Raw genomic sequence first — 11,762 nt, 5'->3', positions numbered from 1 at the left:
TTGACAGACACCCAAGCAGGAGGCACTGCACGACCGGCGCGGACTGATCCGATTGTTTCCACATTCCAATCAGCCGCGTCCCACACCCGCCCTACCCCCTCCTCCCCGCCTGCTCCCGCAACCACGCAGCAAACGCGACCACTGGCTCGACCGCGACACTCTCCGGCTCGACATCGAGCCAATACCCGAACGGCCCGATCGGCTGCACCGGCGACAGCCGCACGAGGCTGCCCTCCCCGATCTCCTCCTCGATCATGTTCAGGTCGACCACCGCGAGCCCCGCGCCCTTGCGCGCCGCGCGGATCGCCTGTTCGAGCGTCGAAAACTCGATACCGTCGCCGATCCGCGCCGGCGGCACGCCCGCCTGCTCGCACCAGTCGGCCCACAGCGTCAGGCGCTTGCCTTCGTGCAGCACATGCAGCGACGGCAGCCGGCCGAGCAGCACGTCGAGCGCATCGCCGCGATAACGCGGCGCGCCGACGAGCGCATGCCGCTCCATCATCAGTAGTTCCGACTGCATCCCTGCCCTCGCCGCGCGCCCGAAGCGGATGTGGCAATGGCAATCGTCGGCCGGCTCCGTGCGGATCGACAGCTCGACGTCGGGCAGCGCCTCCGCGAGCGTGCCGAGCCGCGGCGAAAACCACTGCGTCGCGAACGTCGGCGGCAGCGACACCGTCAGCCGCCGCTTCGCACCCGGCCGTGTGGCAGCGATTTCGCCGACGCCACGCTCGATCGTGTCGAACGCCTGCCCGACGAACGGCAGCAACCGCTGACCGGCATCGGTCAGGCGCACGCCCTTGTGATCGCGCTCGAACAGCCGCGCGCCGAGCGCTTCCTCGAGCAGCCGGATCTGCCGGCTCACCGCCCCCTGCGTCACGCACAGCGAAACCGCCGCACGGTTGAAGCTCAGGTGACGCGCGGTCTCCTCGAAAAATCGCAGTGCGATCAACGATGGCAGGCGTCGCATGATGTGTGTCCCTTTCGTTCGTATCGTTCGTGTCGTTGCCGGCCGGCACCGCCGGCCCTCCTGCGGGCAGCCTTGTCGCAACAAGGCGCACCCACTGCCATGCCGTAAAACCCCGCGCCCTCCGTCGCCGCCATTCATCGTCCCCGCGCCCGCGGCCACCCGCCTACAATAAGCATCCCGCACCAAACACGACACCGCCCCGTGAGACGCAAGATGCCGGCGCTGAATGCGCTGAAAGCCTTCGAGATGGCCGGCCGCACCGGCAGCTTCACGCGCGCGGCCGAGCTGCTCAACGTGACGCAGAGCGCGGTGAGCCGCCAGGTTCGCCAGCTCGAGGGCCAGCTCGGCGAAACCCTGCTCGAGCGCCGCCATCACCAGCTCGAACTGACGGCGGCCGGCCGCGTGCTGCTGCGCGCGCTGCAGCAATCGTTCGACAAGATCGAGCTGACCGTGCGCAGCCTGCAGGAAAAAACCCACCTGAACCGCCTGCGCGCGAACGTGCCGCCCACCTTCGCCGCGCGCTGGCTGATGCCGCGCCTCGGCCGGCTGCGCGACGCGCATCCCGAATTCGAGCTGAGCCTCACGACCCGCATCCACGACAGCCTCGGCGAATCGCGCGTGCTCGACTGCGCGATCCGGTTCGGCGACGGCGAATGGGACGGCTTCGACAACGCACTGCTGATGCAGGAGCAGCATATCGCCGTCTGCGCGCCCGCGCTGTATGCGCGGCTGCGTCAGGACGGCGCGCCGATCGACCTGAACCGCTTCACGCTGCTGCACGTGCTCGCCACCGACGACCAGCGCTACCTGACCTGGCAGCACTGGCTGAAAGCGGCCGGCATCGCCGACGTCGACACGCGCGGCGGCTACGAATTCGACCTGCTCGACCATGCGATCCGCGCGGCGATCGACGGTCTCGGCATCACGATCGCCGACCGCCACATGGTCGCGCGCGAACTCGCGACCGGGCAACTGATGCAGGTGCTCAACGTGCACGTCGACGGCCACCAGTCGTACTGGTTCGTCACGCGGCCCGAGCAGACGAACCTGCCGCACATCGTCCAGTTCCGCGACTGGCTGCAGCAGGAAGTGTGGCTCGCGAAGCGCCATCTCGAACCGTCGTCGCCGCTGCCTCAGGTGCCGCTGACCTAGGGCGCGCCCCGACTCGGCCGCCCTCGACCGCCGGCCGCGGGCGACACCTTACCGGCTTCCATCCCCGTCCGCACTCGGACCAGTCGGAAAATACGACAGCCCGCCGCCCGCCCCGCCCCCGGCCCGCGCCGCCGCAGCCTTGCCGGACGGGCGATTCCGGCCGACCCACCGAGTAACGTGCGTTTTTCTCATGCCCGACGCGAAAATAAGTCGTTTGTCGTGCGCTAAACGCATGAACAGAATGGCCTCTATCCCGCGCCGCGCGTGTCGCCACTCGAAGCGATCCGCCAGCATTCATCGGAGGAGTCACTTCATGCGCACCGAACGCAATTACGTGAACGGCCGTTTCGTCGCCCCGGAAAGCGACACGTTCATCGTCGTCCACAATCCCGCCACCGAAGCGCCGTTCGCGCGCGTGCCGGCCGCGACGCCGGCCGACGCGCTCGCCGCCGTCGACGCCGCAGCCGCCGCGCAGAAGGCGTGGCGCAAGCTGCCGAGCGCCGAGCGCGCCGCGTACCTGCACCGCTTCGCCGACGCGCTGACCGCGCGTGCGCCGGACATCGGCACGGCGCTCGCGCAGGAATCCGGCAAGAGCGTCGAGGACGCGTCGAACGAAGCCGTCTACGCGGGCCAGATCACGCGCTACCACGCCGAGTGGGCACGCCGGATCGAGGGCGAGATCATCCCGAGCGACACGCCCGACGAGAACCTGTTCCTGCAGCGCGAGCCGATCGGCGTCGTCGCGTGCCTGATCCCGTTCAACTATCCCGTCTACACGCTGCTGCGCAAGGTCGCGCCCGCGCTGATCGCCGGCAACACCGTGGTCGTGCGGCCGAGCAACCACACGCCGGTGTCCGCGTTCGAGATCGCAAAGGCGGCCGACGACGCGGGGTTCCCGGCCGGCGTCATCAACATCCTGACGATGGACCACGCGACGGCCGAAGCGCTGTGCACGCATCCGGCAGTCGGGATGATCACGCTGACCGGCAGCGTGAACGCGGGCCGCAAGGTGCTCGACTACTGCAAGGCGAACATCGCGAAGCCGTCGCTCGAACTCGGCGGCAAGACACCCGCGATCATCGAGCCCGACGCCGACCTCGAACGCGCGGCTGCCGCACTCGTCGCGTCGAAGACGACGCACTGCGGCCAGCTCTGCACGGCGATCGAACGCGTGTACGTGCACGACAGCGTGCATGACCGCTTCGTCGCGCTGCTGAAGGAGAAGATGGCAGCCGTGCGCATCGGCGACCGTGCAGAAGATGCGACGCGGATGGGCCCGCTCGTCAGCGCATCGGCACGCGCGCACATCCACGGGATGGTCGAACGCGCGATCGCGGCCGGCGCGACACTCGAAACCGGTGGCGCGATTCCCGCCGGCCCCGGCTTCTTCTATCCGGCCACGCTGCTGACGAACTGCCGGCAAGACATGGAGATCGTGCGGGAGGAAACCTTCGGCCCGATCATGCCCGTGCTGCGCTACACGACGATCGACGAAGCGATCGCGCAGGCGAACGACCACCAGTTCGGCCTGTCGTCGGTGCTCTACACCGAGCGCTACCGCACCGCGATGACCGTCGCGAACGCGATCGAAGCCGGCGAGCTGTACGTGAATCGCACGCCGGCCGACCCGTACCAGGGCTTTCACGCGGGCTGGAAGCGCTCGGGCCTCGGCGGCGACGACGGCAAGCACGGGATGCTCGAATTCACGCAGACGCGCCTCGTCGTCATGAAGTACTGACGCCGCCACGCCGACGCCCCGTTTCCGGCGCGCGCCACGACACCACGCCGCGCGCGCCGCCCCTGATCCGATCGAACACATAAAAAATCTGCAGACCTCCGCATGACGGAAGTCTGATGGAGGAAGACATCATGCCGACCCAACCGTCGACGCACGCCGCGTCGCTCGCGTTGCAAGACGACGCACATGCGTCGCAAAGCTCGCGCACGCAACGCTACCTGCAGTTGCTGCTGCTCGTGATTGCCGCGGGCGCGATCTACCCGATGCTGTATCTGCGGCAGGTGTACCAGCCGACGATGCTGCAGTTCTTCCATATCGACGACGTACAGCTCGGCTACCTGTATTCGTCGCTCGGCACGATCTTCCTCATCAGCTACCTGCCGAGCGGCTGGCTCGCCGACCGCCTGTCGCCGCGCTGGTTGATCTGCTTCTCGCTGCTCGCGACGGGTGCGCTCGGGCTCGTCTATGCGACCGGGCCGTCGTTCGACATGCTCGTGCTGATCTTCGGCGGCTGGGGGCTGACCACCGGCCTCACGTTCTGGGCCGCCGTGATCAAGCGCGTGAACATGATCGCGGGCCCCGACGAACAGGGCCGCTTCTTCGGGCTGCTCGACGGCGGCCGCGGGCTCGTCGAGGCGCTGCTCGCGACGATCGCGATCACGCTGTTCGCGTACGTGACGCAGGCGCACGGCGGCACCGATGCAGCCGGCTTCAAGCTCGTCGTGCATCTGTACGCGTTCTTCTGCATCGCGCTCGGCGTGCTGCTCGCGCTGGTGAAAGATTCGTCGCGCACCGGCGATCGTGCGGCGGCCACGAAGCGCCGGCACGGTAGCGACCGCCGAGGCAACGTGCTGACCGACCTGAAGACACTCGCGTCGATCCCCGAGCTGTGGCTCGTCGCGGCAATCGTGTTCTGCGGTTACCAGGTGTTCTGGGCGACCTACAGCTTCTCCGCGTATCTGCACGAAGGCAATTTCGGGCTCAGTGCGACGGCGGCCGGCTTCATCACGACGCTCAAGCTGTGGATGCGCCCCGTCGGCGGCATCGGCGGCGGCTTCCTCGGTGATCGCGTATCGAAGGTGTCCGTGCTGTTCTGGGCGCTGGTGCTCGCCGCGCTGTCGCTCGTCGGGCTGATCGCGGCGCCCGCGCACAGCCCGCAGGCGATGCTCGTCGTGCTCGTGCTGTTCATCGGCATCCTCACCTACACGATCCGCGGCCTGTACTGGTCGCTGCTCGACGACTGCAAGGTACCGACGCATTGCGCGGGCCTCGCGATCGGCCTGATCTCGGTGCTCGGCTATTCGCCCGACGTGTTCGTGCCGCTGATCAACGGCTACGTGACGCAGACCTACCCGGGCGCGCACGGCTACCAGCTCTATTTCGGCTATATCGCGGCCATCGCGCTGTGCGGCGCGGGCGCCGCCGCGTTCCTCAAATTCCGCCTCAACCGCCTCCAGGAGTCCGCATGAAGATCGTTTCGCTCGAAACCCATATCGTCGCCGTGCCGCCGCCGCATGTCGGCGGGATGTACTGGATCTTCGTGAAGCTGAAGACCGACGACGGCATCGAAGGCGTCGGCGAGATCTACTCGGCGACGTTCGGCCCGAAGGCAATGGGCCCGATCATCGACGACGTGTTCGAACGCCATCTGCTGAACCGCGACCCGCATCACGTCGAACGGCTGTTCCGCCAGGCCTATTCGAGCGGCTTCACGCAGCGCCCGGATCTCACGATGATGGGCGTCGTCAGCGGCCTCGAAATGGCGTGCTGGGACATCATCGGCAAGGCTGCGGCCAAGCCCGTGTATGAACTGCTCGGCGGGAAGATCCACGAGCGGCTGCGCTCGTACACGTACCTGTACCCGAAGAACGCGAAGGGCGAATACGATTACGACGATCCCGATCTCGCCGCCGAATGCGCGGCCGAGAACGTGAAGCTCGGCTTCACCGCCGTCAAGTTCGACCCGGCCGGCCCGTACACGGCTTACTCGGGCCACCAGCTGTCGCTGGAAGTGCTCGACCGCTGCGAACTGTTCTGCCGCCGCGTACGCGAAGCCGTCGGCAGCAAGGCCGACCTGCTGTTCGGTACGCACGGGCAGATGGTGCCGTCGTCGGCGATCCGGCTCGCGAAGCGGCTCGAGAAGTACGACCCGCTGTGGTTCGAGGAGCCGGTTCCCCCCGGCCAGGAAGAAGCGATCGCGCAAGTCGCGAAGCACACGTCGATTCCGATCGCGACCGGCGAACGCCTGACGACCAAGTACGAATTCCACAAGCTGCTGCAAGCCGGCGGCGCATCGATCCTGCAACTGAACGTCGCGCGCGTGGGCGGCCTGCTCGAAGCGAAGAAGATCGCGACGCTCGCCGAAGTGCACTACGCGCAGATCGCGCCGCACCTGTACAACGGGCCGGTGGGCGCCGCCGCGAGCATCCAGCTCGCGACCTGCACGCCGAACTTCCTGATCCAGGAAAGCATCATGACATGGGGCGGTTTCCACGCGGAGGTCGTGAAGACGCCGATCCGCTGGGAAGACGGTTACATCATCCCGTCGAACGAGCCGGGCCTCGGCATCGAGCTCGACATGGACGTCGTGAAGCGCCACACGCCGTACACCGGCGAACGGCTGCACCTGCAGATGGGCGAACACCCCGTCGACGTGAAGGATCTCGCCCCCGCGAAGGGCTGAGCGCAAAGGACAGACATGAGCTACGACTACATCATCGTCGGCGCGGGCTCGGCCGGCTGCATCCTCGCGAACCGCCTGAGCGAATCGGGCCGGCATTCGGTGCTGCTGCTCGAAGCGGGCGAGCGCGACGCGTCGTTCTGGTTCAAGGTGCCGGTCGGCTTCACGAAGACCTACTACAACCGCCGCTACAACTGGATGTACTACAGCGAGCCCGAGGCGCAGCTCGCCGAGCGCAAGCTGTACTGCCCGCGCGGCAAGGTGGTTGGCGGGTCGGGCTCGATCAACGCGATGGTCTACGTGCGCGGCCAGCGCAGCGACTACGACGACTGGGCGAAGGCCGGCAATCCGGGCTGGGCGTACGACGACGTGCTGCCATACTTCCGCAAGCTCGAAACGCATGCGGCAGGCACGACCGATCCGCAGCATCACGGCGCGGCCGGGCCGATCCACATCACGTCGATGAAGGCCGACGTGCATCCGATCGTCCACGAGTTCCTGAAGGGCTGCAGTCAACTGAACCTGCCGCGCACCGACGATTTCAACGGCGCGCAATTCGAAGGCGCCGGCATCTACGACCTGAACACGAAGAACGGCGAACGCTGTTCGAGCAGCTTCGCGTACCTGCGGCCCGCGCTGGGCCGCTCGAACCTCACGCTGCGCTCGGGCGTGCTCGTGCGGCGCGTGACGTTCGAGGGTACACGTGCGACCGGCGTGGTCGTCGCGGGCGAGCAAGGCGACGAAACGCTCGTCGCCGCGCGCGAAGTGATTCTCGCGGCCGGCGCGGTCGATACGCCGAAGCTGCTGCAACTGTCGGGCGTCGGCGATCCGGCGCTGCTCGCGCGCCACCGCGTGCCGCTCGTGCATGCGCTGCCGGCCGTCGGCCGCAACCTGCAGGACCACCTGTGCGTGAGCTTCTACTTCAAGGCGAACCGGCCGACGCTGAACGACGAGATGGGTACGCTTATCGGCAAGATGAAGATCGGCTTGCGCTACCTGCTGACGAAGCGCGGCCCGCTCGCGATGAGCGTGAACCAGGCCGGCGGCTTCTTCCGCGGCACGGACGATACGCAGGAACCGAACATCCAGCTGTACTTCAACCCGCTGTCGTACCGGATCCCGAAGAGCGATCGCGCGAGCATCAAGCCCGAGCCGTATTCCGGTTTCCTGATCGCGTTCAACCCGTGCCGGCCGACGAGCCGCGGCACGATCGAGATCGCGTCGAACCGCGCGGAAGACGCCGCGAAGATCCACATCAACGCGCTGACCACACAGAAGGATCTCGACGAGGCCGTGCAGGGCAGCAAGGTGATCCGTGCGCTGATGCGCGCGCCCGCACTGAAATCGATGACCGTCGAGGAAATCTCGCCGGGGCCGCAGGTCGATTCAGACGAGGCGATGCTGCAGTATTTCCGCGAGCAGTCGGGTTCGATCTACCACCTGTGCGGCTCGTGCACGATGGGGCCCGACGCGGCGACGTCGGTGGTCGATGCATCGCTGCGCGTGCACGGGTTGCAAGCGCTGCGGATCGTCGATGCGTCGGTGTTCCCGAACATCACGTCGGGCAACATCAACGCGCCGACGATGATGCTCGCGGAGAAAGGTGCGGATCTGATTCTGGCGGATGCGTTGACGGCGGAGATGGCCGGCGTGCAATCGACGCAACGGGAGACGGTCGTACAGTGACGCGTTCCCGGCAGGTTCGACGGTCGCCACCGCCAATCATCAGCGGTTCGTGGCGTCCACGATCTGTCGGCACACGTTCACGATCAGGTCCCGCAGCCCGGCATGCACCGCGTCGCGCTCGAAGCAGGGAGTCTCGTCTGCGACCTGCTGGATCGTTCGGCCTTGTCGGCCGCCAGACGGCGCCTGCTCATCGTGCTCGCGGAGAAAAGCCATGCGCTCCGGCTTCAGGAAGGCGACGAGGCGGACCGGGAGAAGTCCGCGTTTCGGCTGATGCAGAGCTATCAGAAATGCAGGATGCCTGATAATTATAGAAGCGGGCGCTATCCGCGGTATGGGTCGATCGAGCCGTAGCCGCACCTGGCCACGGCCGACCGTCGGTCATAATGCGAGGATCATTCCGATCAGACGCGGCAGGCTCCCGTTCCGATGGCCACCCAGCAAACCACGAAAAAAGACATCAAGCGATGGCACGCGATTGCCTTCATGGCAATGGCCCTGGTGCCGATGTTGACGGCGTTCGTTACGCTGCCGCTGACGTGGCACTGCACGGTCGGCGACTGGCCCGGCGCAAGCCGTATCCGCATCGCGTCGGCCATTGCCTTTGCCCTGCTCGGGGTGCATATCACCCGCGATCTCAGAACGAAGCGTTCGATCAAGGAGCTGTTGATCGCCGTCGTCATGTTCGGCGGGCTCGGCATGATAAGCGGTTCACTCTCGCTCTTGCTGCTGGTCAGGGCAACTGCGCATTCGCCGCAGTCCTTCAACGCCGCGTTCGTGCCGGGCGCCCACCAGACGAAAGGCTGCGGGTACCGCATCACCTTCGCCGACCCCGGCCTCGGCTCACCTGCGCTCGTCTGCAATCGCGACCTCGACCTTCCCGACGGCGCGGTGTCGGGCGTCGTTCGGGTCAACGAGCTGGTCGGCCCTTTTGGCGTGCGACATCTCGACATGACCGTCGTCGAGTCGACCGTGACCGGCAGCGGCAAGTAATGCCGCTTCGCGCCGGTCCGGGCTCGCTGACCGTCGATGCCTCAGTGGGCCCCGACATCACGTCAGACAACGTCAACGCGCCGGCGATGACCGTCTCGAAGAAGGGCACTGACCTGATTCCGGCGAATGTGTTGCGGGGCGAGAGGGTCGTTCGGCGAGGTGCCCGGCATCGCGCACGCGCGTATCATCGTGCGCGTGCGCGGGCGCTCCCCGCCGGCCATCTCACGCCCGACGAGGTCACCGATGATCGTTACCGTTCACCTGTTCATTTCCAGCGGCCGATTCCGCTCGTTCGCAGAGATGCGCTCATTCATCGACGAGCGGTACACCGAGGACGGCGACGGTATTCCCTCCGCGTTCATGACGGAAGTCGGGCTGCGCGACTACGAGCCGGGATGCATCGAGGCCATTCATCGGGGCGATCCCGTTCCTGTCCAGCAATTGCTGCGCGGCGCTTCCTGGGAATCGGCATGGGTACATGCCGTTCCGGCCGACCTCGTCGCCGACAGTGCAATCGGCGTGTACTCGCCCAACGTCGTCACGACGCCGAAAAACGCTTCGCTCGACTACGTGGGCGCCTATGAATTCGATACGCGCACCGGCCCGGCGTCGGCCCGGCCCGCATGAACGAACAAGGGCGGCACCCTGTGCCGCCCTTGTTCGTTTCGCTTCCCGCCTCAATTCACACTCGACCGCTTCTCCACGAACCGCCGCACATAATCATCCGCCGGCCGAGACAGAATATCGTCCGGCGTCCCGACCTGCACGAGCGTACCGTCACGCAGAATCGCGATGCGATCACCGATCCGCAGCGCTTCGTCGAGATCGTGCGTGATGAACACGATCGTCTTCGACAGCGTCGCCTGCAGTTCGAGCAACTGATCCTGCATTTCGGTACGGATCAGCGGATCGAGCGCGGAGAACGCCTCGTCCATCAGCAGCACATCGGTATCGGCCGCCAGCGCGCGCGCCAGCCCGACGCGCTGACGCATCCCGCCCGACAGCTCGTCCGGATAATGATCGCCATAACCGTCGAGCCCGACCTTCGTCAGCCAGTTGCGCGCTGCCTCGGCCGCATCGTGCCGCTTCTCGCCGCGCGTGCGCAGCGCATACGCGGCGTTGTCGAGCACGGTCTGGTGCGGCAGCAATCCGAAGTTCTGGAACACCATGCTGACCTTGAAGCGGCGCAGTTCGCGCAGCCCGTGCGCGTCGAGCTTGATCACGTCGCTGCCGTCGATCACGATCTCGCCGGCCGTCGGCTCGATCAGCCGGTTGAAGTGCCGCACGAGCGTCGATTTACCGGAACCCGACAGCCCCATGATCACGAAGATCTCGCCCGACTCGATGCCGAGGCTCACGTCGTTGAGCCCGACGTTGCAGCCCGTTTCGGCCAGCACGTCGGCCTTGCGCTTGCCCGAGCGCAGCAGGTCGAGCACGCGCGCATGCGCCGCCTGCGGCCCGAACAGCTTGTACACGTGTTTGACGTCGATGGTCGCCATGTCTGTCTCCGTTCCTATGCACGCGACGATTGCGTCGCCTGATTCGAATCGACGCTCGCCGACTGCGCCTTGCGCGGCAGCCGGTACGGCACGCGCGACGCGCCCTTCTGCCGGCGCTGCTGCGCAAGCCGCCGCCGGGCGCGCCGTTCCTGGCCGAAGCCCTGGCTGATCCGGTCGATCACGATCGCGAGGATCACGATCGCAAGACCGGCCTGCGTGCCCTTGCCGACGTCGAGCGTCTGGATGCCCGCGAGCACGTCCTCGCCGAGCCCGCGCGAGCCGATCATCGACGCGATCACGACCATCGACAGCGCCATCATCGTCGTCTGGTTGATGCCGGCCATGATGCTCGGCCGCGCGAGCGGCAACTGCACGTTGACGAGCAGTTGCCAGCGCGTCGTGCCGAATGCGCGCGCGGCTTCCGTCACGTCCGGATCGACCTGGCGAATGCCGAGATCGGTCAGGCGGATCAGCGGCGGCAGCGCGTAGATGATCGTCGCGAGGATCGCGGGCACCTTGCCGAGCCCGAACAGCATCAGCACCGGGATCAGGTACACGAAGCTCGGCAGCGTCTGCATCACGTCGAGTACCGGCAGCAGCATCCGGCGCAGCCAGGCGCTGCGCGACGCGAGGATGCCGACCGGCACGCCGATCGCGACCGACAGCACCGTCGAGACGAGCATCAGCGCGAGCGTCTGCATCAGCTTGTCCCACAGGCCGAAGCAGCCGATCGCGTAGAGCAGCAGCATGAAGAGCACACCGAGGCCGATGCGGCGCGTCGCGTTCCACGCGATCGCGCCGACGACCAGCAGCACGAGCCACGGCGGCGCCACGCGCAGTGCGCCTTCGAGCGGCACGAGCAGGTAGCGCAGCACCAGCACGCTGAAGTGATGGAAGCCGTCGCCGTATTGCGCGACGAACGTCTCGAGCGCGCTGTTCACCCAGTCGGCGATCGACAGGTGCAGAAAGAAGCCGTTCATGTTGATTCTCCGTCGCGCCGCGAAGGCGCGTGACGGCGGCGGCGGGCGCTGGCCCGCCGCCGCGCGCAGG

11 protein-coding genes are annotated in these 11,762 nt (G+C 66.8%); 7 read left to right on the top strand and 4 right to left on the bottom strand.

Translation table 11 applies throughout. The annotated features are described in order from the left end of the window. Positions 1-91: 91 nt before the first annotated feature. On the bottom strand, positions 92-967 hold the full coding sequence (locus BDO18943_RS14145; protein ID WP_175022785.1) for a LysR substrate-binding domain-containing protein: 876 nt from the start codon (positions 965-967) through the stop codon (positions 92-94). Positions 968-1,180: 213 nt separating this feature from the next. Here BDO18943_RS14145 and BDO18943_RS14140 point away from each other — a divergent pair, with 213 nt between their 5' ends. From BDO18943_RS14140 to BDO18943_RS14120, 5 genes are all read left to right on the top strand, one after another. Next, a complete protein-coding gene (locus tag BDO18943_RS14140) occupies positions 1,181-2,119 on the top strand; it encodes a LysR substrate-binding domain-containing protein (protein ID WP_034200504.1) in 939 nt (312 codons plus the stop codon). A gap of 313 nt (positions 2,120-2,432) precedes the next feature. After that, entirely contained in the window at positions 2,433-3,857 is a 1,425-nt protein-coding gene (gene aldA, locus BDO18943_RS14135) for an aldehyde dehydrogenase (protein WP_175022784.1), read from the top strand. Between the two features lie 131 nt (positions 3,858-3,988). Beyond that, a complete protein-coding gene (locus BDO18943_RS14130; RefSeq protein ID WP_235996027.1) occupies positions 3,989-5,326 on the top strand; it encodes an MFS transporter in 1,338 nt (445 codons plus the stop codon). Then, positions 5,323-6,540, top strand: a complete 1,218-nt coding sequence (locus tag BDO18943_RS14125; RefSeq protein WP_175022782.1) for a mandelate racemase/muconate lactonizing enzyme family protein — start codon at positions 5,323-5,325, stop codon at positions 6,538-6,540. Before BDO18943_RS14130 ends, BDO18943_RS14125 begins: the two co-directional genes overlap by 4 nt. 15 nt (positions 6,541-6,555) lie before the next feature. Then, positions 6,556-8,223, top strand: coding sequence for a GMC family oxidoreductase (locus tag BDO18943_RS14120; RefSeq protein ID WP_175022781.1), 1,668 nt, complete (start codon positions 6,556-6,558; stop codon positions 8,221-8,223). 39 nt (positions 8,224-8,262) lie between these two features. Here BDO18943_RS14120 and BDO18943_RS14115 read toward each other — a convergent pair whose 3' ends face one another. Then, entirely contained in the window at positions 8,263-8,436 is a 174-nt protein-coding gene (locus BDO18943_RS14115) for a hypothetical protein (protein WP_175022780.1), read from the bottom strand. Positions 8,437-8,649: 213 nt separating this feature from the next. Between BDO18943_RS14115 and BDO18943_RS14110 the strand changes: the two genes are divergently transcribed. Beyond that, entirely contained in the window at positions 8,650-9,213 is a 564-nt protein-coding gene (locus BDO18943_RS14110) for a hypothetical protein (protein WP_175022779.1), read from the top strand. Positions 9,214-9,456: 243 nt separating this feature from the next. Further along, on the top strand, positions 9,457-9,840 hold the full coding sequence (locus BDO18943_RS14105) for an immunity 22 family protein (protein WP_175022778.1): 384 nt from the start codon (positions 9,457-9,459) through the stop codon (positions 9,838-9,840). A gap of 50 nt (positions 9,841-9,890) precedes the next feature. Here BDO18943_RS14105 and BDO18943_RS14100 read toward each other — a convergent pair whose 3' ends face one another. Together BDO18943_RS14100 and BDO18943_RS14095 are read right to left on the bottom strand one after the other, a co-directional pair. Further along, positions 9,891-10,712: a quaternary amine ABC transporter ATP-binding protein gene (locus BDO18943_RS14100; protein ID WP_053077708.1), complete on the bottom strand. Its 822-nt coding sequence runs from the start codon at positions 10,710-10,712 to the stop codon at positions 9,891-9,893. Positions 10,713-10,726: 14 nt separating this feature from the next. Further along, on the bottom strand, positions 10,727-11,692 hold the full coding sequence (locus BDO18943_RS14095; protein ID WP_175022777.1) for an ABC transporter permease: 966 nt from the start codon (positions 11,690-11,692) through the stop codon (positions 10,727-10,729). Positions 11,693-11,762 lie beyond the last annotated feature (70 nt).

Origin of the sequence: Burkholderia aenigmatica (genome assembly GCF_902499175.1) — a bacterium.
GTDB lineage: Bacteria > Pseudomonadota > Gammaproteobacteria > Burkholderiales > Burkholderiaceae > Burkholderia > Burkholderia aenigmatica.
Note: the sequence above shows the minus strand (reverse complement) of the source record. Positions and strands in the feature narration are given on the sequence as shown.

Bases quoted from the DNA above. Each gene is read 5' to 3' on its own strand.
- BDO18943_RS14145 (WP_175022785.1), bottom strand. From the start codon at position 967: ATGCGACGCCTGCCATCGTTGATCGCACTGCGATTTTTCGAGGAGACC.
- BDO18943_RS14140 (WP_034200504.1), top strand. From the start codon at position 1,181: ATGCCGGCGCTGAATGCGCTGAAAGCCTTCGAGATGGCCGGCCGCACC.
- aldA (WP_175022784.1), top strand. From the start codon at position 2,433: ATGCGCACCGAACGCAATTACGTGAACGGCCGTTTCGTCGCCCCGGAA.
- BDO18943_RS14130 (WP_235996027.1), top strand. From the start codon at position 3,989: ATGCCGACCCAACCGTCGACGCACGCCGCGTCGCTCGCGTTGCAAGAC.
- BDO18943_RS14125 (WP_175022782.1), top strand. From the start codon at position 5,323: ATGAAGATCGTTTCGCTCGAAACCCATATCGTCGCCGTGCCGCCGCCG.
- BDO18943_RS14120 (WP_175022781.1), top strand. From the start codon at position 6,556: ATGAGCTACGACTACATCATCGTCGGCGCGGGCTCGGCCGGCTGCATC.
- BDO18943_RS14115 (WP_175022780.1), bottom strand. From the start codon at position 8,436: ATGGCTTTTCTCCGCGAGCACGATGAGCAGGCGCCGTCTGGCGGCCGA.
- BDO18943_RS14110 (WP_175022779.1), top strand. From the start codon at position 8,650: ATGGCCACCCAGCAAACCACGAAAAAAGACATCAAGCGATGGCACGCG.
- BDO18943_RS14105 (WP_175022778.1), top strand. From the start codon at position 9,457: ATGATCGTTACCGTTCACCTGTTCATTTCCAGCGGCCGATTCCGCTCG.
- BDO18943_RS14100 (WP_053077708.1), bottom strand. From the start codon at position 10,712: ATGGCGACCATCGACGTCAAACACGTGTACAAGCTGTTCGGGCCGCAG.
- BDO18943_RS14095 (WP_175022777.1), bottom strand. From the start codon at position 11,692: ATGAACGGCTTCTTTCTGCACCTGTCGATCGCCGACTGGGTGAACAGC.